Genomic DNA, 25,738 nt, shown 5'->3' on the forward strand with positions numbered 1-25,738 from the left:
TCCTATATCAAATCGGGCGTCTGCTATCAATTAGCTTGACCGTAAATCTAACAGACGATATAAGCCCGTTCCATGCCAAGCGAGATAATAAACTATCAGGACAGGGAAATCATGCTTGTCGGCACGGCCCATGTGTCAAAGGACAGTGTCGATGAGGTTAAAGAGACTATAAGTACTTTCAAACCCGATATCGTTGCCGTCGAACTATGCAAGGGCAGATATGATGTAATGAAAAATCCTACCGCCTGGCAGGAGACCGATATCGTCAAGGTCATCAAGGAGAAAAAGGCATTGCTTCTCTTTATCAATCTCCTGATGGCGTCTTTTCAGAGAAGGGTCGGCGCCAAACTGGGCATCAAACCGGGTGAAGAAATGCGTGCGGCCATAGAGGAAGCGGAGGCTGCCGGAATCCAGATATCGCTTATTGACAGAGGCGTGCAGACGACGCTCCAGCGGACATGGTACAAGCTCTCGTTCAGGGAAAAATTCAATCTGATGTTCCAGTCGCTTGTTTCAATTCTGGGCGCAGAGGAGCTTACCGAAAACGATATCGAACAGCTGAAGGAAAAGGACATGCTAACCGCTGCGCTCGAGGAAGTGGCGAAGAAGGCGCCTGTGGTAAAAGAGGTCATTCTTGACGAACGCGATTCATATATGGCTGCAAAACTTTCACAGATAGAGGCGAAAAAGATACTCGCTGTAGTCGGCGCCGGACACATGGAAGGCATAAAATCAAAAATCGGCATGCCGATAGACATTGCGGCCCTTGATGAGATCCCGCCTAAAAAAAAGAGCTATTGGGGCTGGATATTCGCCGTCCTTATTCTTTTCCTTGTAATGCTGGGAGTGCACAAGGGAGGCATCGGGCAGGGCATGCACATGATATGGATATGGGCTGCAAGCACCATGTTTTTCAGCGCAGTAGGGGCGCTCGTTGCATTCGGTCATCCCTTGACCATACTTGTAGCAGCTGTCGTATCGCCTTTGACGGCCATACATCCGGCGCTTGCATCCGGCTGGTTCGCAGGTCTTACCGAGGCATGGCTTAAAAAGCCCAAGGTGTCGGACTTTGAAACCATACATACAGATATCGAAACTGTACGTGGTTTCTGGCGCAACCCTATAACCAGGATACTTCTGGTTGTAATACTGACGAACTTGGGGACGATATTCGGTTCTCTTATCGCCATGCCCATGCTTACAAAGGTTCTTCTGAAAAGTTAAGGAAGCTTCAAAAAACGCCTGCCTTTTTCATCGACTTCAAGCCAGGCCCTCTGATCGGCGAACGCCGGCAGAACAATCAGGTCTTCCCTCATTATTCCCCTGTGGAGGTGCCCGCATATGACAGTATCAACACCTTTTAAATCGCATATGCCGGGTTTGATTTCTGAACTGAGAGGTCTTATTTTGGACGAAGCCTTTATCATGGAATCGGCGATTTTTTCCTTTGTTTCCACTTTCATGTGTTTGTCGAGGAATCTCAGAAGCGGCCATCCGATGGAATGAAGTATGCCGAACCCCATGTCATGCGTCGTCAGGCTGTGGCCGTGTGCGATGAGGTAATCTTTTCCGTAAAGGCTCAACCGCATGTCTTCACCGTCAACCAGTCCCGGGACTGCGGCAGAATGCATGAGGAAATCCCTGTTTCCGGCCAGAACGGTTATATCCCTGTGTCTTAGCGCATCAAGAACATTTGCCACTCTGGGTTCTATTCCCGAATACCAGTATTCAAAAAGATCACCCAGTATGTAAACCTTTGTAGCCGCCGCTCCGAATCTGTCCAGCCAGTCAATGAAAAGCGCTTCATCGCCTTTATTACCAGGCCTGAGGTGTAGATCTGCAATGAAAATATGCATGAAGGCATCAAACCAGAAATGCCTTGATATATCAACCCAATCCTTGTATTCACTATTAATCGTCGATTTCACACACTAATGATTTTCGCTACAATGAATGACAATAAAAAACTAACCACTACAGGGGGTAAATCATGGAGATGTATACAACCTATGCAACCATAACAATTGTCGTTATCGTCCTTCTGTTCCTCTTCTCGGCAATCAAGATCTTAAACGAATATGAAAGGGCGGTGGTATTCAGGCTCGGACGTGTCCTGCCGGAACCGAAGGGCCCGGGTATAATAATCATAATCCCCGTCATAGACAGGTATGTCAGGATATCATTGAGGACTATCGTCCATGACGTTCCGACACAGGATGTCATCACCAGGGATAATGTCACGGTAAAGGTGAATGCGGTCATTTATTTCCGTGTGGTCAATCCGCTTAAAAGCATTATCGAAGTGGAAAACTACCTTTACGCCACAGGCCAGTTGAGCCAGACGACACTGCGGTCCGTATGCGGACAGGCCGAACTCGATGACCTCTTGTCCAAGCGCGAGCAGATAAGCGCCCATGTACAGGATATCCTTGACAAGCAGACCGATCCTTGGGGCATCAAGGTTTCCGCCGTAGAATTGAAACACATCGACCTGCCTGAAGAGATGCAGCGTGCCATGGCGAAGCAGGCCGAGGCGGAGCGTGAGAGAAGGGCGAAGATTATAAACTCCGAAGGCGAGTTCCAGGCGGCCCAGAAGCTGTTTGAAGCGGCGCAGATAATAGCAGCCGAACCTATCGCTCTTCAGTTGAGGTTCCTTCAGACAATCAGGGAAATATCGACAGAAGGCACCACAAACACGCTTATCCCGGTGCCGATAGACATCCTGTCGGTATTCATGAAAAAGTGACGTCCTTGATGAATGGAGCCGATCCGGAGCAGAAACAACGAGCGCTTCAAGGCGCTCATGGATGCAAAGAACGATAGAAGCCTGCTTATGCTGGAAGGCAGGCGGCTTGCTGAAGACGCCCTTTCGCGCGGCTATGAACACGTTTTTTCTGCTGTCACACCTTCCTATATCGAATTGCACGGAATTCCCCGGTTCGACTTTGTCCTGCTTTCGGAAGAGCTTTTTTCAAAACTTGCAGACACTCGAACGCCGCAGGGTATAATCATTTTCATTAAGCGTCCTTATAAAACAATAGGTGATCTGAAAAAGCATGACAGGCTTATCATACTCGACGGGCTGCAGGATCCGGGGAATGTCGGGACCATAGTGAGGACTGCTGAGGCATTCGGTTTTGAAGGCATCATAGTGACGCCGGGCACGGCATCGCCTTTTTCAGAAAAAGCGGCAAGGGCGTCTATGGGTTCCCTGCTTGGAGTTGATATCGTTCAGGCGGCAGAGGATGAAATCGCTTCCCTTGATCATGAGATAATAAGCCTGATACTTGACGAGGGAGAGCCTGTCAGGCAAGAAATATTTACTGGCCGTTTTGCCGTGTGTCTTGGACAGGAGGGCTCGGGCCTGAGTTCCGGTATCCTTTCGCTGTCGGGCAGAAAAGTATTCATCCCCATGAAGGGCCGGACTGAATCGCTCAATGTAGCTGTTGCTGCAGGGATAGTAATGGCTATTGCGGCAGGCGCTGCGAAATGACATCTCGGATGTCAAGGAATGAAGGAGATTCACATGGATTTTTTTAATAAAAAAGTTGTCCTTATAACAGGGGCTGCAAGGGGTATTGGTTTCGCTACGGCTGAACTCCTGGCAGGCCGCGGGGCCTCGGTGGTAATAACCGACATACTGGAGGAGAGGCTGAAAGAATCCGCTTCCCTGTTAAAGTCCAAGGGCCTGGATGTAATGGCCGTTTTTTCCAGTGTCATTGATTATGAAAGCTGTGCCCTTGCAGTAAAAAAGACCCTCGAGAATTACGGCAGGCTGGACATTCTCATAAACAATGCAGGCATAAGCATAGTGGCCAATTTTGAAGAATGCACTTCAGGCACATGCGCCAAGCTCATGGATGTAAATTTCATGGGTTCCGTGAATATGACCCTTGCCGCACTCGATGCGCTCAAGGCCTCCAAGGGGCATGTCATTTTCGTTTCAAGCGTCAGCGGCATCAGGGCGATACCTACAGGCAGCATTTACGGCGCTAGCAAGGCCGCACTGAGAAGCCTCGCCGAATCCTTGAGGCTTGAATTCAAACCCTATGGGATCCATGTCGGTGTCATAACCCCGGGCTTCACGACATCGGATCCGACGAAGACCGTTATGAAGGGCGACGGGACACCGCGTCCAATAGACAGGGCGCCGCACGACACGCCTGCAGGTGTTGCAGCAGGGATTGCGATTCTCATTGAAAAAAGACAGCGTGAGCGCATTCTCACCCCTGTCGGCAAGATAACCAATATACTCCAGAGAGTGAGTCCGTTCATCCTCGACTTTGTACTTGCCCGCAAGGAACTGAGAAATTAGCCGAAGGGTCAGGATAAGACATCTTTTCCAGGGAGGAGAATATGGTGCAGCATTATCCGGTAATACTGGTGATAGCAGCTTTTCTGCTTGCAGGACTTCTGTTTTTTGAAAAAAAGGAATCGACCAGGGGACTTTTGAGTGTCAAACCCGTTCTGTCCCTGCTTTTTATTTTGGCAGCTCTGCTTCAAACGCACATGAACATGACATATTTCTATCTTGTATTTGCCGGGCTGATACTGTGTCTGATCGGGGATGTCTGCCTGATATTCTTTTTCAATAAAAAGGTTTTTACCGCAGGACTCGGGGCTTTTCTTGCCGGACATGTCATGTATACGATAGCATTTTTTTCCTGCGGCACTGCAGGCGCCGTAATGTGGGTGACCACGGTTTCCTGTGTTGCCCTGAGCATGGGTGTGTTTTTCTGGCTCAAACCCACTCTGGGAAGCATGCTGGGGCCGGTGATTGCCTATATTCTCATCATCTCGGCAATGGTCATGGGCGCTTCGGCGTTAAAGAGCAACTCGATGCTGGATATGACAGGCAAGATACTGGTTTATGCAGGGGCTATACTCTTCTATGTGTCCGACATATTTGTTGCCAGGCACAGGTTTGTGAAAAAGGAATTCCTGAACCGGGTCATCGGGCTGCCCATGTATTATACGGCACAGTTCATGATTGCGTTTTCGACAGGGCTCATCTGAAGCGGATATGCTTGTTGAAATCCCATACGATAAATCGGTTCTGGCTGTTGATGTGCCTGAAGATGCAAAGGTTTACAGGTCGAGTTATCCAGAGCCCGCCGCGCCCGCTTCGAGTATAGTATCTGATGCGCTCAGAAACCCCATCGGTTCGCCCGGACTCAGGCAGTTGCTTGCGGCCAGACGTGAAGGCAAAGTGGTTATTGTTGTTTCGGATATAACGAGGCCTGTTCCCTACAGGGAATTTCTTCCCGAACTTGCAGGAGAGATCGAATCCACAGGAGTCAGGCCTGAAGAGATATTGATTCTGGTGGCTACAGGCATGCACAGGCCGAGCACGCCTGACGAGAGGGAGTATATGTTCGGCGATGCTGCAAAAAAATATGCGATCGTTGACCATGATTCAACCGGTAAATTAAAAAGAATAGAAGGCCTGAGTTTCTCAGGCAGGCCTGTATTTCTGAACAGGGATTTCGTCGAGGCCGGCTTCAGGATAGTGACAGGCCTTGTTGAGCCGCATTTCATGGCCGGTTTTTCTGGCGGAAGAAAGGCTGTATGTCCCGGCCTGGTATCGCTTGATACGATTCAGGCGTTTCACAGCCACGATTTTCTGGCCAGCCCCGGGGCGGCTAATGCGATACTTGAAGGCAACCCCTGCCATGAGGAGGCCCTTTCCATTGCAAGGCTTGCGGGCGTCGATTATTCTCTGAACGTTGTCCTGGATTCAGGAAAGAGGCTTGTCGCTGCATTCGCAGGCGGACTTGAGGCGGCACATGAAAAGGCCTGCTCTTTTGTCCGCAGGCATGCCTGCCCGGTTGTTGAAAACGAGTCGGATGCAGTTATAACCGGCTCGGGCGGCTATCCGCTTGATACGACATTTTATCAGTGCGTAAAAGGGATGGTGGGTGCAATCCCCGCCGTAAAGCCGGGCGGTAAAATCATTTCCGCAGGTTTTTGCAGGGAGCACCTGGGCTCGCAGGAATACCGCGACATCATGTTTGCCCACTCGCAGGATTGTCACGGATTTATTGAGCATATAAAGAAATCATGCCGGGTGGAAAAGGATCAGTGGGAATTTCAGATGCAGATAAGGGCTGTGGATAAAGTCGGAACCGGCGGACTGATCTTTTTAAGCAGCGGGCTTGATGAAGATGAAGCGGAACATATCTCGGCCTTGTCGATCAATAAAGAACCGCACCTGGTTAAAAGAGCCCTTCAGGATATGGTAGACACGCTGGTCTCGGAAAATAAGACGATTGCCGTTATACCGGAAGGGCCGTACTGTACGCCTTTATCAGGGGGCGGCAAATGAGCATAATCTTTGAACCTGTCGGAATTATCCATTCTCCGATAAAGGATGCCAGGGATGCGCCCAGGTTTTTCACGATATCCGACATCAAAGGGACAATCGAGATTTATCCCGAATATGCAGAAGGCCTCAAATTTATTGAAAGGGAAGAAAGTATAATCGTTCTTTTTCATTTTCACCTCTCAAAAGGATACGAGCTTATACAGCGAAAATGCACAACAGGTGAGTTGAAGGGCGTATTCACACTCTGTTCGCCAAAAAGGCCGAACCCTATAGGCATGTCCGTGCTCAGGCTTGAAAAGGTTGAAGACAATATCCTTTATGTTGCAAACCTTGACATGGTCGACGAAACCCCAGTTCTTGACATAAAACCTTACCGTCATTTCACGGAGCAGGAAATCTCACATACCAACAGCTGATTGAAAAAATCGGATTTTTGTGGTTTTATTGTCTGTCCAGAAAAAATAAAACCACCAGGAGAATTAAAGCCATGCGGTATGATATGCCCCTGTACAGACCGCCGTCCGAGGCGCGTGCCCTGATTTTTCAGGTGACGCTCGGCTGCTCGTGGAATAAATGCCTTTTCTGCGGCATGTACAAGACCAAGCGTTATCAGGTGAGACCGTGGGATGACCTTCAGAAGGACATACTCGAGATGGCCTCGATCTACCCTCACACAAAACGGATATTTCTTGCCGACGGCGACGTGATGGGCGTCGAGACTGGATATCTTATCAGGGTCCTTAGGCTTTTAAACGAGAAGTTTCCGCGCCTCGAAAAGGTCAATGTCTATGCCGGACCCACAAACCTTCTTGCCAAGACAGAAGATGAACTCAGGGCTTTGAGGGACCTCAAGCTCAGCACCCTTTATCTCGGCATAGAAACCGGAAATGACGAGTTGCTCAAGAAGATAAAGAAGGGCGCAACCGCGGCGCAGATAATAGACGGCTGCACAAAGGCGCTGAGGGCGGGGCTGAGGATGTCAACGATCATACTCTTAGGACTGGGAGGCGTGGAGGGCAGTTTCGTCCATGCAAAGGATTCGGCAAGGGTGGTCAGCGCCATCGACCCGCAGTTTGTAGCATGCCTGACTCTCATGCTCGGGCCTTATAAAGAGCTGTATGAAAAGAAGCTTATGGGGGGCGGTTTCACGCTTCCGGACAAACTGGGTACGCTCAAGGAACTCAGGTGGTTTGTTGAAGACCTCAACCTTACCAATTGCCGCTTCGGCACCGAGCATGCGTCGAATTATCTGCCCATTAGCGGTGATATCCCGGCTGACAAGGAAAAAATATTAGGTTTGATAGACAGGGCCCTGAACGACGAAAAGATGCTCAGGCCCGAATGGGCCAGAGGCCTGTAGATTGACAAGCCAAGCTCAGGTGATATACACCTTGATTCTGGAGGGAATAAATTGATTACAGCAGTCAAGGGAATGAACGATATCCTCCCTGCCGAAATTGCAAAATGGCGATTTGTCGAAGAAACGGCAAGGAGGGTTTTCAGCCTCTACGGGTTTTCCGAACTGAGGACTCCTGTTGTCGAAAAAACGGAACTCTTTTCAAGAGGCATGGGCCAGGATACTGATGTCGTTGAAAAGCAGATGTACACTTTTATCGACAAGGGCGATTCATCGCTCACACTCAGACCGGAGGCCACGGCCTCGGTCATGAGGGCCGTTATCGAGCATGGACTTCTCGGCCAGGAACCGGTGCAGAAGCTTTTCTCGATCGGCCCGATGTTCCGCTATGAAAGGCCGCAGAAAGGACGCTACCGCCAGTTTCACCAGATTAACTGCGAGAGGCTGGGAGAGTCAGGGCCGTTATCCGATGCGGAAACTCTTGCCCTTGCATATGACATTGCCGTGGCGCTCGGGCTGTCTGATGTCGCTCTTGAAGTAAACTCGCTCGGCTGTCCGGTTTGCAGACTCGCTTTCAAGAAGGCGCTACAGGATTTTCTTGAGGCAAAAAAAGAAAGCCTATGCCCGGACTGTCTGAGAAGGATGTACATGAATCCGCTCAGGGTGCTCGACTGCAAGGTTGATGCATGCAGGACATCGGTTGAAGGTGCACCTGAAAATTCAGGATATCTCTGTGAGGAATGCAGGACGCATTATGATATGGTTCTGGCAGGGCTTGATGCCCTTCATGTCCCTTATCAAAAGAATCCCAGGCTGGTAAGAGGCTTGGATTATTATATACGTACCGCCTTTGAAATGACTGCAAAAGGTCTGGGGTCTCAGAATGCCGTAGGCGGCGGGGGCAGGTATGACGGGCTTGTCGCCGCGCTTGGTGGTAATGACGTGCCTGGAGTCGGTTTCGCCTTTGGAATGGAGCGGCTTCTGATGCTGATTCCTGATATCGCTGAAGAAAAGAAGGGCTGCTTTATAACGGCTCTTGGCGAGAATACTAAAAAAGAGGCCTTGAGGCTTGCCGCACAGTTGAGGCGGGAGGGGATAAGAACGGAACTGGCGCCTGAGAAAAGCTTCAAGGTCCAGATGAGACTGGCAGGTAAATCCGGCTATCCGATATGCCTCATAATAGGCGATGATGAGATGGCCGGCGGGAGCGTTGCCATGAAGGACCTGAATACGGGCGTTCAGGAGCAGGTGAAACAGGAAGATCTGTTAAAAAAACTTGTAGATATTGTTGGATAAGTAATTTTTAAAAAGCAAGAGGCGGGTAATGAAAAATTCTGAAACTGGAGCATTATTGAATCTGAATTTGATTTTGCCTTCTTACTCAGCACTCGTTACTCACCACTATATTTGATTAAGGAGAATAGCGTGAGCTCAGAAACAGCCGGATTTAAGAGGACCCATTACTGCGGAGAAGTAGGCCTTGATGATTGTGGCAAGATGATAACACTCATGGGCTGGGTGCAGAAAAGGCGCGATCTTGGAGGGCTTGTATTCGTCGATCTCAGGGACAGGAGCGGCATATGCCAGGTGGTATTCAATCCCGAGACCGAGCCCGAGGCGCATTCAACCGGCGGCATGCTGAAGATGGAATACTGTATAGCGGTTCAGGGGGAGCTTAACCCAAGGCCTAAGGAAATGCAGAATGCAGGCATGAAGACAGGAAGGGTGGAACTTACGGCAAAAAGAATAGCGATACTTAACGAGGCTAAAACGCCACCTTTCGTGATCGAAGACTCAACTGATGCAACCGAACTGCTAAGGCTCAAGTACCGGTATCTGGACCTCAGAAGGCCAGCACTGCAGAAGAACCTTATATTGAGGCACAAGGCGGCCTTCATAACAAGGCGCTTCCTTGATTCGAAAGGATTTGTCGAGGTCGAAACCCCTGTCCTGACAAAGAGCACACCGGAGGGAGCACGCGACTACCTTGTGCCAAGCAGGGTTTTTCCGGGGAAATTTTTCGCTCTGCCGCAGTCGCCGCAGCTTTTCAAGCAGCTTCTGATGATCTCGGGATTCGACCGCTATTTCCAGATCGTAAAATGTTTTCGTGACGAAGACCTCAGAGCCGACCGTCAGCCGGAATTCACCCAGATAGATATGGAATTCTCCTTCATGACCAGGGACGACATTCTCGATCTATGCGAAGGGCTCATACGGACCATGTTCAAAGAGACGATTGGAGTTTCGCTGCCCGATCCTCTGCCCAGGATGAGCTATGAGGAGGCGATGAACTCCTATGGCGTGGACAGGCCGGATACCCGTTTCGGGATGCTGCTGAAGGATGTAACGGACATACTGAAGGACAGCACATTCAAGGTCTTTACCTCTACCGTCGAGTCAGGCGGGATAATAAAGGGATTCACAATCAAGGGGGGCTCGGGCATGTCGCGCAAGGAGCTCGATGACCTGGGCGGGTTCGTGGCGGATTTCGGCGCCAGGGGTCTCCTCTGGGCTAAGCTGGGCGACGACGGCTGGCAGTCGAGTATTGCGAAGTATCTGAATGACGAACAGAAAAAGGCCGTCCAGGAAAAGCTTGGTATGGATAAAGGTGATGCGGCGGTCTTCATTGCGGGAGACGCTGCCATGGTAAATGCAAGCCTCGGTGCGCTCAGACTTCATGTCGGGGCGAAGCTTGGTATGATTCCCGAAAACGAGTTCAGCGCATTATGGGTCATCGACTTTCCTCTGTTCGAGTACAACAAGGAGGAGAAGAGACTTGTTGCAGTACACCATATGTTCACGGCGCCTCACGAATCAGATCTGGGCCTTATGGACACAGACCCGTTGAAGGTTCGTGCACAGGCTTATGATATGGTCATTAACGGAAGCGAAGTAGGCGGCGGAAGTGTACGTATCCACAGAAGGGATGTCCAGCAGAAGGTTTTCAATTCGATCGGCTTTACCGAAGAGGAGGCAAAAACCAAGTTCGGCTTCCTGCTCGAGGCGCTGGAGTTCGGTGCACCCCCGCACGGCGGAATCGCGTTCGGCCTGGACAGGCTGGTGATGCTTCTTGCCGGGGCCTCGTCGCTCAGGGATGTCATAGCTTTTCCCAAGACGCAGAAGGCGTATTGCCAGATGACTGATGCGCCTTCGGAGGTTAATTCGGCCCAGCTTACCGAACTGGGAATTAACCTGCTGGATGTCAAATCATGAAAAGGTTATCATTTTTTATACTGATTCTACTTATGGCGGCAGGGTGCGCCACGACATCAAAGGATAAGAAACCGGCCGGTCCTGTCCAGAAACCTGAGACGGAGGAGGCTTTGATTTCCGAGAGCCTTGAATGTTTCAAAATTGCGGCAGAGGCCAGAAAGAAGGGCAATACCAGCGATGAAAAGGCGGCGCTTGATCTTGCGCTTAAATATCTCAGGGGTGTTGATAGTGAAAACCGACAGATTCTTAACGATTCAACAGAGAGATTGCGCAGCATAATAGCCATCTCGGGTTTTGAATATGCATCAAAGGAATCCAACGAATTGTTTTTGGTCTATATGGAAATGCAGAACGCCTATGCCGATAATGACAGTGAGAAGATGAAAGCCCTTAAGGCGACTTTTGACGCCAAGTTTGAAAATGCAAGGGCCGCTACGGCAGAGGCAAAGCAGAAAAAGATTGAAGCCCTCGGGAAAGAAGTGGTCATAAAAAAAGACGATACAAGAAAGCAGGGGGAGCCGGATTCAAGTTCCACCCTTCCATCTGTATATACTGTCAAGAAGGGGGATACCCTTCCCAGTGTTGCTTCAAGGCATGATATCTATAACGACTCGTTCATGTGGCCCCTCATATACAAGGCCAACAGGGATCAGATTAAAGACCCCAAGGTGCTTTATGGCGGACAGGAGCTTAAAATACCAAGAGACATGAGTCTCGAAGAAATAATTCAGGCGCGCAGGGAAGCAGGTGCAGGTGAACCTGAAAAGATTCCAAAGGATGCATTGATTCCAAGGAGGACCAAGTAAGATGGCAAGATGGGACGATAAATTGAAGCTGTTCTACTACACGCCTGGCAAGAATTTTCCGTCGGGCATCGAGGACAGGAAAGAAGGAAATTATTACCGTAATATTTTCAATTACGAGGAAGTTCCCAAAATAGATTTCGACATGAGGATCATCCCGGTTCAGCCCGCCGATGATATATTTATCACGGATACGACATTCAGAGACGGCCAGCAGTCTATGACGCCTTTCTCTGTGAAACAGATAGAGACAATCTTCGATTTCCTGAGCAGGATCAGCGGAGAGAATGGTCTCATAAGGATGAGTGAATTCTTTCTTTATACGAAAAAAGACAAGGCTGCAGTGGAGGCATGCCGGGGAAAAGGTTACAAATATCCGAAGATTACGTCATGGATAAGGGCCCACAAGGATGACCTCAAGCTTGTCAAGGAAATGGAGATGGATGAGACGGGCATACTGACCTCGGTCTCCGATTATCACATATATCTAAAGATGGGGCTCGACCGGAAAAAAGCTCTTGACGAGTATCTGGGGATCGTCAAGGAGGCCCTTGCTCTCGGTGTGATACCCAGGTGTCATTTTGAAGATGTGACGCGAGCCGACATATTCGGGTTTTGTGTACCCCTGGCCAGGGAGCTTATGAAGCTCAGCGAAGAGTCCGGGATAGACGTCAAGATAAGGTTGTGCGACACGATGGGATATGCCGTGAGCTTTCCGGGAGCGGCACTGCCAAGATCGGTTGACAAACTGGTAAGGGCGTTTATCGATGATGCAGGAGTACCCGGCAGGCTTCTTGAATGGCATGGGCATAACGACTTTCATAAAGGGCTAGTCAATGCAACCACTGCATGGCTTTACGGCTGCCACGCCGTCAATTGCGCCATACTCGGATTCGGTGAAAGGACGGGCAACACCCCCCTCGAGGCCATGGTGTTCGAATATCTGCAGTTAAGGGGTATGGATAAGAGCGTGAATACGGTCGCCGTGACCGAGTTGGCCAATTATGTGAATTCGGAAATGAACTATAACATACCGCCTAATTTCCCTTATGTTGGGGAGAACTTTAATGTGACAAGGGCCGGCATACACGCCGACGGTCTGGTCAAGAACGAGGAAATCTACAATATCTTCGATACCGCCAAGATACTCGGTAAACCCATAGCAATAGCAATCACGGACAAGTCGGGAAAAGCGAGCCTCGTGCACTGGATAAACAACCATTACAAGCTTGACAAAGACAGTCTCATTGACAAAAGACATCCCGGCATCACGAAGATGTATCAGCAGATTATAAAGGAATATGAGGACGGCCGCATGACCACGATGAGCGACGAAGAGCTGGAAAAGCTTACCATGCGCTTTATCCCGCAGCTCTTCCTGTCAGGCTTTGACCTTATCAAGGCTGAGGTCTCGGAATATGCCAGCAAGCTTATCGAGAAGCTCCTTGAAAACAAGAATATGACCAGCATGAAGCGCGACAGGATGGAGGAGGCGCTCACCGAATTCATCGAGCAATACCCGTTCATTCAGTTTGCCTATGTAACCGATATGAAGGGTATCAAGGTGACGCGCAACATTACGCAGCCTGAATACCGCGGACATTTCCTGCATAAGATAAAGGAGCATGAGGACTGCTCCGACCGCGAGTGGTTCAGAAATACGGTCGAGGACGGCAAGCTTCATGTGAGCGGCATCATGTCATCAAGAATAACCGGGGCCCTTATCATGACCGTCTCTGCGCCGATAACTAATGAAGATGATGATATGATCGGTGTTCTGGGTCTGGATATACGCTTTGAAGACGTGGTCAAGGTCATCCAGAGCGTCTATGAATCCCAGGGCATGGCCATGAGCCCAAGGGACATTCATAAGTACCACGCCCTGATGTGGGAGGAGATGAATAAACAGATATAAAAAAAAGTGGTGAGTTGTGAGTGGGAAGTGGTGAGTTGATATAAATTCCATTCATTTTACTCATTAATGGTATTTCAAAGTTCACGACAATAATTTGAGGGAGAGAAAATGACTGGAAGCAAGATTACTTTCGAGAATGGAAAACTGAATGTGCCCGATAATCCGGTAATATGTTTTATCGAGGGCGACGGAATCGGCCCGGATATATGGAAGGCTTCACAGGCCGTGATGGATGCGGCTGTGGAGAAGGCGTATGCAGGAAAGAAAAAGATATCATGGCACGAGGTCCTTGCAGGAGAGAAGGCTTTCAATAAAACAGGCAAATGGCTTCCCGAAGAAACGCTTAAAGACCTTGAGGAATATCTTGTGGGCATAAAGGGCCCCCTGACGACTCCGGTGGGCGGAGGCATAAGGAGCCTTAATGTCACGCTAAGGCAGGTGCTTGACCTTTATGCCTGTGTGCGGCCGGTGAAGTATTACGAAGGCACGCCTGCCCCGGTGAAAAGGCCCGAACTCGTCGATATAACAGTATTCAGGGAGAACACCGAAGACGTCTATGCTGGCTTCGAATGGCAGCAGGGGACGGAAAAGGCGGAAAAGCTGATTAACTTCCTGAACAACGAACTCGGGACAAAGATAAGGCCTGATTCAGGTGTCGGCATAAAGCCTATCTCCATAACCGGAACAAAGCGCCTTGTCCGCATGGCGATGGAATTTGCGGTCAGGATGAAGAAGCCTGTTCTGACTCTGGTACACAAGGGCAATATCATGAAATATACCGAGGGCTCTTTCAGGGACTGGGGATATCAGCTTGTCAGGGACGAATTCTCGGATGTCGCGGTAATCGAAAGCGAACTCAATGGTGCGAAGGTCCCTGAGGGCAAGGTTCTTGTAAATGACCGCATTGCGGATTCCATGTTCCAGCAGGTGCTTTTGAGGCCCTCCGAATACAGCGTTCTGGCGGTTCCGAACCTGATAGGCGATTTCATATCCGATGCGCTGGCCGCTCAGGTAGGCGGACTCGGCATGGCCCCTGGCGCGAACATAGGCATTCCGGTTGCGGTGTTCGAGGCGACACACGGTACGGCTCCCAAATATGCCGGACAGGACAAGGTCAATCCCGGATCTCTCATGCTCTCAGGCGCCATGATGCTCGATCATATCGGCTGGGTGGAAGCGGCAGACCTTGTCAGAAAGGGCATAGCTCAGGCCATATCCGATAAAAAAGTCACCTATGACCTTGAAAGACAGATGGACGGTGCAACGCTGGTAAGCTGTTCGGGATTTGCAAACGCAATAATCGAAAGAATGTAAAAAAGATACCAGAGGTTTTGAATTGGTGCTGCATCAGATACAGATGCAGCACCAAGAATTATTCTCTTTGATTATTTCTTTCCCCTGATCTCTTCACCGGGCCTGTATTCCTTTTCCAGATGCTGACGTATTTCGGACTCATCGCGCCACACGGGTTTGAGCTGACACTTAACGAAGAGAGGCGCCTGGTCCGCATAATGCGGCGATGACTCATCCAGCGTGGCGCTGCCGTACTGATGGATGCTCTCGGAGTGAACCAGCCCGTTTTTGTCCCAACTGACCATAAGGATATAGGAGTCACCTTCTTTTCCCTTTAACCGTCCGTCTTTCTGAAGATCGCCATCCACTGCATGAAGCACGTCAGGGCCTCCGCCGAGACCCAGATCGACATGTCCCCTTATCAGCCTGTTGACCTGATTCCATTCGACATCAACTCTGCCGAAGTTCTTTTTCAAGGTAGCAGCCGCCTTTTCGAATCCGGCTCTCATTTGTTCATCAGTGATATCCTTGACTTCAGGTTTTCCCTTTGTGGCCACAATGTTCATATAGCTCAGCACCGCCAGTGCCGCACCACGGCTCTCAGGATTTGTCTGAAGATCCCAGTTGCATAGGGTGGTCCTTGCATCCTTGAGCGTATTTTCGTCAGGTTCAGGAAGGGCAAGGATACGGCTTACCATCCCGGCCATCTTGGACTGAGGGGCATAGGCCATGTCGTATTTGTAGGTGTAAAAAGCCTTTTCAGTAATCGAAGGATCGGCTCCCAGAAGTGCAAGCGCCCTCATTGAGCGGTTGGTCATGCGGTCTTCTATGCCGAATTCCGGGGCGTAATCCTCTTTTTTCGGATTCTCAGGGTCAAGGGTCGTATGGAAGGGGGTATTGTTGCAGTTAATGACAAAGCCGGAAGCCGGATTTTTAACCTGCGGGAGTTTGTCATACGGCAGATACTCAGTCCACAGCGTTTGCGAGGTATTGCCCGGCACGGTCTTTTTCCAGTCGAAGCCTTTGGCCCTCAGCGGCAGAAGCGCCTGATAGTGGTAGAGGATATTTCCCTCCTTATCTGCATATGTGCAGTTGAACATGGGCAGCGTCGACATGCGCACGGCCTGTTCCCATTGATCCATTGTGTGTGCCTTGTTCATCCGGTACCACTGTTCCACCTGTCGAATGTCTCCCATGCCCGCCCAGCGGATGGCATAGACCCCGTGCGGCCTGCGTACTACCGGCCCGTAAACGGACCAGCAGACTTCCATGTTTACAGTCCAGTGGATAGGCCCAAACAACTTTACCCGGATGGGGGCCTTGCGTACCTCCAGATCGCGCCACTGCCCGTCAAAGCGGTACTGATTGGGGTTATCGGGATTGATATCAAGGACATAGGTATCCACCAGATCGGGATAGTTATTCGTATGCGCCCAGCCCAGGTATTCATTGTGGCCGTGAAAAACAACGGGAGAGCCGGGAAATATCCCGCCGGTCATGTTCCATCCCTCGTCGCTGTGCACCTGCACTTCATACCAGGTCACAGGCCCCTCCCAGGGCTGGTGCGAGTTGATTGCCAGAAGGGTCTTGCCGTCGGCAGCGCGCTTCGGGGATACCGCAAAGGCGTTTGAACCAGCTCTGGTACCGTAAAGTGAGAAGTTCTCGTTTTTAAATGACAAAGCGAGCGTGTTATCTGCTGTTGAGACAGCAGGTTTTTTATCCTTGAAGAGATCTTCCAGCACTTTGTCTGCTCCCACCATCAAGGGCATCTTGTGTACAAAGCCTGCTACGATATGCTTTCCGCTGACCGGGGGGAGTCCGGGTAACACCTCATCAGGATGAAGGGCTGCATAATAATTGACGCCGTCGGCATATGCCTCGCAAAGCGCTCTCGTCTCAGGGCTTAAGTCTGTCTCGTATTTTTCATTGACGGTATCCCACAATCGCATGAGCTGCACCAGATAATCGTTTCCGGCCCATTTTTTTCCGGCAATTGTTGCGAGCCTGCCGTTCACTGCCATCAACACCAGCTGGCTCGTCTTGAAATCATCTTCAGCTTGCGCATAAGCTAGACCGAAAGCCGCATCCGTATCCTTCTTGCCGAATATGTGCGGCACACCCCAACTATCGCGCAGGATCCGCACATCGTATCTGGCAGCTGTCCTGGACGGGTCGACTTCAGAGGCATTGACGGTACTGGTTAAAATCAGGCTCAGGGTGGTTATTAAAATTACGGAAATGCAGGAATATGAATTGATTCTCTTGTACATATCTCCTCCGTGAAAAACTTTAAGCGAAAAAAGGTATATAAAGTTATGCCGGTCTGAAATTTATGACTTCTTTTTACCCAGCAGGTATCCGAAGCCCAGACCGATTATGAATGTACCTGAAACTATTATCCACTTGGGTCCGGAAAAGAGCGTCCAGATGAGAAATTGAAAGGATGTCTGCTCGAAGTTCTGGAGGATGAAAATGATTCCGAATAGGATAACAATGCCTATTATTATCCATTTCGAGTTTGACTTTATCCCGTCAACATCCATCTTTAAACACTCCGAGTTAAATAGATGAAAGAATATTGCATGTGCGGGCTTGAAGTGTCAACAGACTTTAGACCTGAAAAATAAAAATCCCGCCTGAATAACGGCGGGATTTTGCAGCCGGCAGGATATTTTATGCCTGGGTTGAGGTTTCGTTGAATTTCTTTGTAAGCCTTGATATCTTGCGTGATGCGGTGTTTCTGTTCAACACGCCCTTGTTCACAGCGCTGTCAAGTTTTGCAACCGCTGTCTTGAACGTAGCCCTTGCTTCATCTGTGTTCTTTTCTTCAAGCAGGGTGAATGCCTTTTTTATGGTTGTATTGATGGTGGACCTGGTGCTCTTATTTTTTATACGCCTTTTTTCGCTCTGCTTGACCCTTTTTAATGCAGACGGATTGTTTGCCATATCTTTGTATATCCTCCTAATTATTCTCGCTGTGAGCTAAAACCTAATATATAGGGCTTAAATATATGTCAAGGTTTTTATAGTGCAGGGTTTCAATCAGGCAAAAAAAAAGCAGGTCCTTGGCGACCTGCAACATATGAGGAGGTTCTACGGGGAATGAACCTTGAAGAACCTATTATTCCATATCGGTATGATTTAAAAATACTTAACAGTTTTTTTTATTTTTTTTGAAATTTTTTTTATTCTCTTTTTTTGATATATTATTCCAATGAGGAAATCCGCTCAGCCGCTAGCTTTCAGGATAAGGCCAATCAGCCTTGATAACCTCATCGGACAGGCCCAGGCGAAAAAATATATTACCGATTTTCAAAAAGGCGCCGCCAAGTCAGCCATATTATGGGGTCCCCCGGGCAGCGGTAAGACCACTGTAGCAACGATTATCAGCAACCTGTTCCCTGAAAGGTTCAATTCTCTGAGTGCCGTAACGAGCGGACTTCAGGAATTGAGAAAGGTAACCGGCGACGCCGATAACAAGGCCGAAACCCCGATTGTTTTCATCGACGAGATACACCGCTATAATAAGGCACAGCAGGATGCGCTATTGCCCCATGTGGAGAGCGGAAGAATAATATTTATCGGCGCAACTACTGAAAATCCTTCTTTTTCCATTATTTCCCCACTCCTTTCAAGGGCAAGGGTCGTTGTGCTCAAATCACTTTCAACAAAAGAAATCCTCATAATTCTGGAAAGGGCGCTTACTGACGAATCACTCAAAACCCTTGGAAAGGAAATAGAACCGGACGCTCTTGCCTCTATAGCCTCGGCGGCAGACGGTGATGCGAGGGCAGCGCTTAACCTTCTTGAATTCATAGTAACGAGGTCGGAGGATTCCGTCATCAGAAAGGCTGACCTGGCCGGGCTGCTTGAAAGGCCGCTTTATCATGACAGGATGGGAGATTATCACTATGACCTCATAAGCGCGTTTCATAAATGCGTACGTGCCTCCGATGTCGATGCCAGTGTTTACTGGCTTGCAAGGATGATGGAAGCAGGCGAGGACAGGCTCTACATACTGAGGCGCATGATCCGGATGGCCTCCGAGGACATCGGGATGGCAGATCCCAACGCACTGCGCATGGTTATGGCTGCAAGGGATGCGTTCACCTCGGTAGGCATGCCTGAGGCCGATATTGCACTGTATCAGGCTGCGGTTTACCTGGCTCTGGCGCCTAAGAGCAATGCCCTTTATATTATGGAAATGAAGGCAAAAAAACTGATAGCAAAAACAGGGACACCGCCTGTACCCCTTGCCATAAGAAACGCCCCTACAAAACTGATGCAGGAACTTGGCTATGCAAAGGGCTATGCATATGCGCCGGATGACCCCCTGGGGGCGCTTCAAATGGAGTACATGCCGGAAGGTCTTGAAGGGACAAGACTTTACAACCCCGGAAACGAGGGTTTTGAAAAAAGGCTCAAGGAGATAATCGATGCTAGAAACAAGGCTAAGAGAGCTGCATCAGGACAGACTCGCAGACCTGATTAAAAGAGGTGCCCCTTACATCAGAAAGGATCAGATTGAAGCTGATCTCGATGCGTTCGACCCTCAGGTCGTGAAGAATCTGATCAACGGGCTCAACATGTATAAACCGCTCGAAGGTGCAATCGAACCGGTCGAGATAATATCTGCCGGATTTGCTTCAACTGCCGAGGCCGGGCCTTACTTTTCGTCTGGTGAAAATCTTATATCCGAAGGCAAGGTGGCTGTAGTCGTTGTAGCAGGCGGACAGGGTTCGCGACTGGGGGTTTCCGTTCCCAAGGGTACTGTCGAAGTGAGCCCGGTAATGCACAAGAGCCTTTTTCAAATACATTCGGAAAAAATACTTGCCCTTAGAAACCGCTATGGTGCGCCGGTGCATTTTTTCATCATGACATCGAGGATTAACGATAAGGATACAAAAGAGTTTTTTATCAAAAACAATTATTTCGGACTTAATGAAAACGAGGTTCATTTTTTCATACAGGGCATGCTCCCGTCGTTTACCTCTGAAGGCAGATTTGTTCTTTCGCGGACCGGAGGGCTTTTCATGAATCCCGACGGTCACGGCGGCACTTTCGCCGCACTAAGGCGAAACGGATGCATCGAATTAATGAAAAACCTGGGTATTGAAGAGCTGTTTTATTTTCAAGTGGACAACCCGCTGGTCAAGATATGCGACCCGCTTTTTGTGGGTCTGCACAGGGAAAAATCGGCACAGATGTCTTCCAAGATACTCAAGAAAAGAAATCCCGAAGAGAAGGTAGGCGTGATTGCCAGAACAGGCGGCAAGACATGCGTGATCGAATACAGCGACATGCCTCAGGACCTGCTTTATGCAAAGGACGAAAATGGTGACATGAGATACTGGGCAGGTTCGATTGCCATACACATGATAAACGTGTCGTTTGCAGACAGGATAACCTCAGAAGGGCTTTCAATCCCTTTTCACAAGGCGCTCAAAAAGATCCAGACGCTCGATGAGTCAGGCAAGCCGCAGGAAATAATCGGTATCAAGTATGAGGGCTTCGTGTTCGATGCTCTGCCTTTGACCTCGTCATCGGTTACACTGGAGATAAAGAGGGAAGATGAATTCGCACCGGTAAAAAACGCCACAGGGGAAGACTCTCTCGAATCCTCAAAAGAGATGCAGTCCGACCTGCACAGGTCATGGCTTTGCAGTGCAGGCATCAAAGTCCCCCGGGATACACTCGTTGAAATAAGCCCCCTCTTCGCCCTGGATGCAGTAGATGTGAAGAGGCGTGTTTCAGATATTCCGGATATTGCCGGGCGGAACATTTACATAGAATAACCGGAGGCCAGATTGAACCTTCTTACCTCATTTACCGGCTATCTCAAAAAAACATACTGGGGGATTATCATCTGGGTGGGTTCCCTGATGGTACTCGGTTTTGTAGTAATCTTCGCCATGCATTCGTTCAGGATAGTGGAAAGGGAGATGGCCGCCCAGTTTAACCGCGAGCAGGAGCTTCTGGCCGAACAGATGGCAATGGGCATACAGCAGTACATGAACGACATTATCAATGTGATGAGCCTGACGTCACGCATCGAACCTGTTGCGGAAGGTGACAGAGAGCAAATTTCCATAGCCATGAAAAACGCCTACACGTCGCTCAGGAACAAGGTGAACTTCATATTCTGGGAAAATGACACGGGTATAATGCAGTATCATTTTCCCTCGGATGTTCTGCCCGGGATTGACGGCAAGGATTTCAGCTACCGCACCTATTTCAGGGTGGCCCGGCAGATGAAGGTGCCTTATGTGTCTGATATAATTCTTGTCGGCGGAGAGGAAAACCGGAATATTCCGGGCAAGTTCGAGACCTTTGTCATAGTATTTCCGCTTGTAGGGCCGGATAAGAAATTCAACGGGGTCATCGGATGCGCCATCGATATCAAGAACATAACCGCCCAGTATGTCGCAACTGTAAGGCCTTCAAAGACGGGTTACACCTGGCTGGTGGATGAGACCGGCATGCTCCTTTATCATCCCGATCCTTCCATGGTGGGTATGAACATACATGATGTGATACTGAAGATGAAAAACAACGGAATCCCGATTCAGGGCATAGAAGAAGTCAGACAGGAGATGGAGGTCAAAAACAGCGGAAGTTCCGAAATCGTATTTCCTCATTATCCCAATGGAGAGCTTACAAAAAAACTGCTCGCATTTTCTTCCGTTCATTTTCTGAACAGGCGGTGGGTCACTGTCGTCACTTCCCCGTACCGGGAGGTTGTGTACCTCATGCAGGGCACCTTCAAAAACACTCTTACGCTTGGTTCAGTCAGCATAGCATTCATCGTTATAGCCACCCTGTTCCTTTTGAGAATAAACAGGGCGCGCACCAAGGCGGACGAACGCAACAGATGGGCGGACCAGGTGCTGACCGCAAATAAAAGACTTGAAGCAATATTCAACGGCGTTCCCCATTTTCTTGTTACCGTTGACGACAGAATGCTCATCAAGGATGCAAACGAGAATTTCTGCGGCCTTTACAAAAAAGAGCGCAGCAAGGTGACCGGCATGAACTGTATCGACGATTTCGACGAAAAACAGATATTCTGCCCCGAGGAGGTCATACAGGCCGCCTTTGATACCTCGGCAATCCAGACGCTCAGAGACAGGATGATTGAGATCGACGGCGAGAAGAGATATTTTGATATAAGCGCCATACCCCTTGCAGGCATGTCCGGCAGCGTTGATCTTGTGGTACAGTACGGAGTCGAGATAACAGAGAAAAAGGCCCTTACTGAAAAGCTTATTCAAGCGGAGAAGCTTGCCTCTGTAGGTCAGATATCGGCCCACATGGCCCATGAGATCAGGAACCCGCTCACCTCGATAATGCTTCATTCCGAGCTTCTGGAGGATGAAGTTAAGGGGGTTACCGGCGAGAACGCCGAGGCCTTGAGGCTTTTAAAAGTGGTTATCAACGAGATAGACAGGCTCTCGAACATTACCGAGGAATACCTTGCATATGCAAGGCTTCCCATGCCTAAAAAACAGGTGATCGAAGCGGACTCCGTTGTTTCATCGGTACTTGATATGATGCTGCCGGAGATGAGCAGGCGCAATATCATTCTGAAATATACCGAACCTGCGGTTTCAACAAAGATCAACATCGATAACGGGCAGTTCAGGCAGGTGCTTATAAATCTCATCAAGAACGCCATCGATGCTATGCCGTCGGGGGGAGAAATCGAGGTTCAGATGATGGAAAGGGGCAAGCATCTTGTATTATTTATTAAGGATACGGGATCGGGGATTCCGAAAGATATAAAGAGGCGCATATTCGACCCGTATTTTACGACAAAAGACAACGGCACGGGTTTGGGGCTGTATCTGGTTCAGTACATAGCCAATGCCCATGACGGGTGGGTGGATGTGGAAAGTCAGCGCGGCTCGGGCACCACTTTCATGCTGACGCTGCCGGTTTATAACGGGGAAATGGAGAAAGAAGATGTTAAGGAAAACAATAATTAGTCTGGCGGTAATCCTCTTTGCAGCAAAGGCTGCAATGGCTGACGGGTCAAAGGTAATTGCTGTTGTCCCTCCCGGGACGGGCGAGGTGTTTCTAATGTCTCAGGGTACCGGCGAGGTACTCAGTTTCATTCATGGGAAATACAATTCGAATATCAAGAGTATTCAAGCCCGTTACAACCTTCCGGAATTGAAAGCCCTGGCGGATAAGGCCCTTGTTTCGAGCAGGTCCGACAATGATGCGGTGAATGCTAAGATCAAGGAAATCAAAAATGAGTATATTTCAAAACTTGACATTAAAATAAACAAGGTGAAGTCTTTCATATCTCCTGAAACATCCGCTACCGGAGAGATTGAGTTTACCTATACGGCAGTAAACAATTCGGACAGGATAATTGCGGATGCAGTCTATACGCCCGTGATCGGAAAAATGCAGATACAGACATCGTCTAAGCTGGTCCTTGATTTCGTCGACAGGACGACGCTCAAGGCAGGCATCGCCCCCGGTAAAAGCCTGATTACGACGGAGGAGAACTCTGACAGCTTTTCTTTCCTTCTGGGACAGATGAGTAAGAACGATCTTGCCTATGTCAGAGAAAATGCCGAAAAGGGATTGTCACTTAAAGTAACCGATATCCATTTTACCAACTCGGTCGAATACAAGGACCAGAGCAAAATCCTGACTGCCGAGCAGGCATTTCAGGACAGGCTTCAGGGCATCTTGGCAAGGACCTCGAGCGAGAATTTATCGGCGCAGGAAGATACTGTTAAATATAATGAGGCCAAGAAGGAATTTGATGCCGCTAAATCGGCGGCCCTCCTTGAATTTACCCGCGAGGCGGGGGAGCTGAAAAAATCGGCAGTGCGGTATTCATCCAGGGCAAGCGAAAAAGGCCGGGCGGTTTTTGAAGGGGTGGCACCCGGAAATTATTTTGTCTATGCAAGCAAAGACGGTCAGGCGGTTTTCAAGGAAATTTCAGTTAAGAACCGCAAGCTTAAAGTCAAGGCGAATGAACTTCGAAAGGACCCGTTCAAGCCATGAGCAGAAGGATACTGGTTGTCGATGACGAAGTGGGTATAAGGGAATCGCTCAAGGTCATACTGGAAAAGGAAGGGTATGCGGTTGATACGGCCTCGAACGGAGAGGACGCCTTCAGAATAATCAGGTCCGGCGGGATTGATCTTCTGATTACAGATATCAGGATGGCGGGAATGGACGGCCTTGAACTCTTGAAACTCTGTAAATCGGTCTCGCCACATTCGGAAGTTATAATGATAACCGGTTATGCTGCCGTGGATACTGCTGTCGAGTCGATGAAGGAAGGGGCCTATGACTATATAACCAAGCCTTTCAAGAAGGCGGAAATACTCAAGGCCGTGAACAAGGCGATAGAAAAGCAGACTCTGGCGCTGGATAACCTCAAGCTCAAGAAGCAGGTCGAATCGCTTGAATCGGGCCTCATTGTGGGCGTCGAGAGCCGCGCCATGCAGGATGTCATCAACATAGTCAATCAGGCCGCACCGAGCCAGGCTACAATCCTGATACTCGGAGAGACCGGTACGGGAAAAGAGGTCATTGCCAACATGATACACCGCCTTTCCCCGAGGGCGGCCAGGCCCATGATAAGGGTCAACTGCGCGGCCATTCCCGAGACTTTGATCGAGGCGGAACTTTTCGGACATGAGAAAGGCGCGTTCACGGGCGCCGAAGGCCGCAGGGAAGGAAGATTCGAAGCGGCCGACAAGTCGACCATCTTTCTTGATGAAATAGGAGAAGTCCCTCAGCCGGTGCAGGTCAAGCTTCTGCGCATACTTCAGGAAGGCCAGTTCGAGAGGCTCGGCAGTAACAAGACCATCACCGTCGATGTAAGGATTATCGCCGCAACGAACAGAAAAATCGATGAGATGGTCAGGGAAGGCCGGTTCAGGGAAGACCTTTACTGGAGGCTCAATGTCATAACGATAAACCTACCACCGCTAAGGGAAAGGAAGGAGGACATTCCGGCGCTCGTCCATCATTTCCTTACGCGCTATGCAATGAAGAACGGCAAGACCGTAAGCGGCATCGAGTCCAGGGCAATGGACATACTCATGGATTATGCCTGGCCGGGAAACGTACGAGAGCTTGAAAACATAGTCGAAAGGAGTGTCGTACTCGACAGGGACGGAGTGCTCGGAGAGGACGACCTGCCGCGCAACATGGCCTCGTCCGGTATTGCGCAGACAAAAGAGATGCTTACATTCACGGTGGGGACGCCCCTTGAAGAGGTTGAGCGCCAGCTCATGGAGGAGACACTCAAATATACGAAGGGTGATAAAGCCATGGCCTCACGCCTGCTCGGCGTGTCAACCAGAACTCTCTACAGAAAATTTGACAAGACCGAGGATGAATAGCGGTTCCGTTTCGCATTCAAGTGCTACCGTTGTCGTCTGCGTCGGAATGCTCCTCAAGAATGGGATCATGAGCATCCTGTTTCGCTCCTCGAGCCGAGCGTAGCGAAGGCGAGAGACATAGCCTCCTAGGTATCATCTTGAATGCATAACGGAACTCTGCATAGAACTGTATAACTTTACATATCAATCCGGCAAAGATGTTCTTAAGTAAAGTTCTTGCAGACACATAAATGTTGGGGAGAAATTAGGGGACGCTGATGATAATATGACAATAGACTTGAAATGATTTTAAGAACCATAGGGTGTCAGCCCTTGAACCGGGACAAAATAATTTATTCGTCATGGATCAAGGCCAGGCACCTTTTCCTTTCCCAACTGATATATGGATTGAATTCCCTTTTTTAATTGAAAAGTATATTAATGGTAACAGCACAAAGGTGTTTCAGAGAAAGTACT

The 25,738-nt window shown here is 49.4% G+C and carries 22 protein-coding genes; 18 read left to right on the forward strand and 4 right to left on the reverse strand.

Going from position 1 to position 25,738, the window contains the following annotated elements; genetic code table 11:
- The first annotated feature begins 72 nt into the window (after window positions 1-72).
- Window positions 73-1,224 (forward strand): TraB/GumN family protein, encoded by a 1,152-nt coding sequence (locus VIS94_10985; GenBank protein HEY9161597.1) that lies wholly within the window; start codon window positions 73-75, stop codon window positions 1,222-1,224.
- Here the strand turns inward: VIS94_10985 and VIS94_10990 are convergent.
- A complete protein-coding gene (locus VIS94_10990) occupies window positions 1,221-1,856 on the reverse strand; it encodes a metallophosphoesterase (protein HEY9161598.1) in 636 nt (211 codons plus the stop codon). The two genes, VIS94_10985 and VIS94_10990, sit on opposite strands and share 4 nt — an antisense overlap.
- 134 nt (window positions 1,857-1,990) lie before the next feature.
- On the opposite strand from VIS94_10990, the gene VIS94_10995 reads away from it, so the two are divergent.
- The 12 genes from VIS94_10995 to icd all read left to right on the forward strand — a co-directional run bounded on the left by VIS94_10995 (window position 1,991) and on the right by icd (window position 14,927).
- Window positions 1,991-2,746 carry a slipin family protein gene (locus tag VIS94_10995; GenBank protein ID HEY9161599.1) on the forward strand — a complete coding sequence of 252 codons (756 nt, stop codon included), beginning with the start codon at window positions 1,991-1,993 and terminating at the stop codon, window positions 2,744-2,746.
- Window positions 2,747-2,758: 12 nt separating this feature from the next.
- Window positions 2,759-3,493, forward strand: coding sequence for an RNA methyltransferase (locus tag VIS94_11000; protein HEY9161600.1), 735 nt, complete (start codon window positions 2,759-2,761; stop codon window positions 3,491-3,493).
- Between the two features lie 33 nt (window positions 3,494-3,526).
- Window positions 3,527-4,315 (forward strand): SDR family oxidoreductase, encoded by a 789-nt coding sequence (locus VIS94_11005; GenBank protein ID HEY9161601.1) that lies wholly within the window; start codon window positions 3,527-3,529, stop codon window positions 4,313-4,315.
- Window positions 4,316-4,356: 41 nt separating this feature from the next.
- Complete coding sequence (locus tag VIS94_11010; GenBank protein HEY9161602.1) at window positions 4,357-5,016, forward strand: lysoplasmalogenase; 660 nt, start codon at window positions 4,357-4,359, stop codon at window positions 5,014-5,016.
- 7 nt (window positions 5,017-5,023) lie between these two features.
- Window positions 5,024-6,325, forward strand: a complete 1,302-nt coding sequence (gene larA, locus VIS94_11015) for a nickel-dependent lactate racemase (protein ID HEY9161603.1) — start codon at window positions 5,024-5,026, stop codon at window positions 6,323-6,325.
- On the forward strand, window positions 6,322-6,741 hold the full coding sequence (gene tsaA / locus VIS94_11020) for a tRNA (N6-threonylcarbamoyladenosine(37)-N6)-methyltransferase TrmO (GenBank protein ID HEY9161604.1): 420 nt from the start codon (window positions 6,322-6,324) through the stop codon (window positions 6,739-6,741). The genes larA and tsaA overlap by 4 nt, the downstream gene beginning before the upstream one ends.
- Window positions 6,742-6,812: 71 nt before the next feature.
- A complete protein-coding gene (locus VIS94_11025) occupies window positions 6,813-7,685 on the forward strand; it encodes a radical SAM protein (protein HEY9161605.1) in 873 nt (290 codons plus the stop codon).
- A 72-nt stretch (window positions 7,686-7,757) separates the two neighbouring features.
- Window positions 7,758-8,978 carry a histidine--tRNA ligase gene (hisS, locus tag VIS94_11030; protein ID HEY9161606.1) on the forward strand — a complete coding sequence of 407 codons (1,221 nt, stop codon included), beginning with the start codon at window positions 7,758-7,760 and terminating at the stop codon, window positions 8,976-8,978.
- Between the two features lie 129 nt (window positions 8,979-9,107).
- A complete protein-coding gene (gene aspS, locus VIS94_11035) occupies window positions 9,108-10,895 on the forward strand; it encodes an aspartate--tRNA ligase (protein HEY9161607.1) in 1,788 nt (595 codons plus the stop codon).
- The gene (locus VIS94_11040) at window positions 10,892-11,701 is read left to right on the forward strand and encodes a LysM peptidoglycan-binding domain-containing protein (GenBank protein ID HEY9161608.1); all 810 of its coding nucleotides are present in this window, start codon (window positions 10,892-10,894) and stop codon (window positions 11,699-11,701) included. Before aspS ends, VIS94_11040 begins: the two co-directional genes overlap by 4 nt.
- Before the next feature lies 1 nt (window position 11,702).
- On the forward strand, window positions 11,703-13,613 hold the full coding sequence (locus VIS94_11045; GenBank protein HEY9161609.1) for a histone-lysine N-methyltransferase: 1,911 nt from the start codon (window positions 11,703-11,705) through the stop codon (window positions 13,611-13,613).
- Window positions 13,614-13,721: 108 nt separating this feature from the next.
- Window positions 13,722-14,927 carry an isocitrate dehydrogenase (NADP(+)) gene (gene icd, locus VIS94_11050; protein HEY9161610.1) on the forward strand — a complete coding sequence of 402 codons (1,206 nt, stop codon included), beginning with the start codon at window positions 13,722-13,724 and terminating at the stop codon, window positions 14,925-14,927.
- 71 nt (window positions 14,928-14,998) lie between these two features.
- On the opposite strand, the gene VIS94_11055 is transcribed toward icd, so the two are convergent.
- From VIS94_11055 to rpsT, 3 genes are all read right to left on the reverse strand, one after another.
- Window positions 14,999-17,176, reverse strand: a complete 2,178-nt coding sequence (locus VIS94_11055; GenBank protein ID HEY9161611.1) for an acylase — start codon at window positions 17,174-17,176, stop codon at window positions 14,999-15,001.
- Window positions 17,177-17,236: 60 nt separating this feature from the next.
- Window positions 17,237-17,449 (reverse strand): hypothetical protein, encoded by a 213-nt coding sequence (locus VIS94_11060; protein HEY9161612.1) that lies wholly within the window; start codon window positions 17,447-17,449, stop codon window positions 17,237-17,239.
- Window positions 17,450-17,579: 130 nt separating this feature from the next.
- Window positions 17,580-17,852, reverse strand: coding sequence for a 30S ribosomal protein S20 (gene rpsT / locus VIS94_11065; protein HEY9161613.1), 273 nt, complete (start codon window positions 17,850-17,852; stop codon window positions 17,580-17,582).
- Between the two features lie 268 nt (window positions 17,853-18,120).
- Between rpsT and VIS94_11070 the strand changes: the two genes are divergently transcribed.
- From VIS94_11070 to VIS94_11090, 5 genes are read left to right on the forward strand one after another with little or no spacing between them, the layout of a single operon-like run.
- Entirely contained in the window at window positions 18,121-19,398 is a 1,278-nt protein-coding gene (locus VIS94_11070) for a replication-associated recombination protein A (protein HEY9161614.1), read from the forward strand.
- Window positions 19,343-20,701, forward strand: a complete 1,359-nt coding sequence (locus VIS94_11075) for a UTP--glucose-1-phosphate uridylyltransferase (protein HEY9161615.1) — start codon at window positions 19,343-19,345, stop codon at window positions 20,699-20,701. The genes VIS94_11070 and VIS94_11075 overlap by 56 nt, the downstream gene beginning before the upstream one ends.
- A gap of 12 nt (window positions 20,702-20,713) precedes the next feature.
- Window positions 20,714-22,891, forward strand: a complete 2,178-nt coding sequence (locus VIS94_11080) for an ATP-binding protein (GenBank protein HEY9161616.1) — start codon at window positions 20,714-20,716, stop codon at window positions 22,889-22,891.
- Window positions 22,869-23,930, forward strand: a complete 1,062-nt coding sequence (locus VIS94_11085) for a hypothetical protein (GenBank protein HEY9161617.1) — start codon at window positions 22,869-22,871, stop codon at window positions 23,928-23,930. Before VIS94_11080 ends, VIS94_11085 begins: the two co-directional genes overlap by 23 nt.
- Window positions 23,927-25,282 carry a sigma-54 dependent transcriptional regulator gene (locus VIS94_11090; protein HEY9161618.1) on the forward strand — a complete coding sequence of 452 codons (1,356 nt, stop codon included), beginning with the start codon at window positions 23,927-23,929 and terminating at the stop codon, window positions 25,280-25,282. Before VIS94_11085 ends, VIS94_11090 begins: the two co-directional genes overlap by 4 nt.
- Window positions 25,283-25,738 lie beyond the last annotated feature (456 nt).

This window comes from Desulfomonilia bacterium (assembly GCA_036567785.1).
GTDB lineage: Bacteria > Desulfobacterota > Desulfomonilia > UBA1062 > UBA1062 > DATCTV01.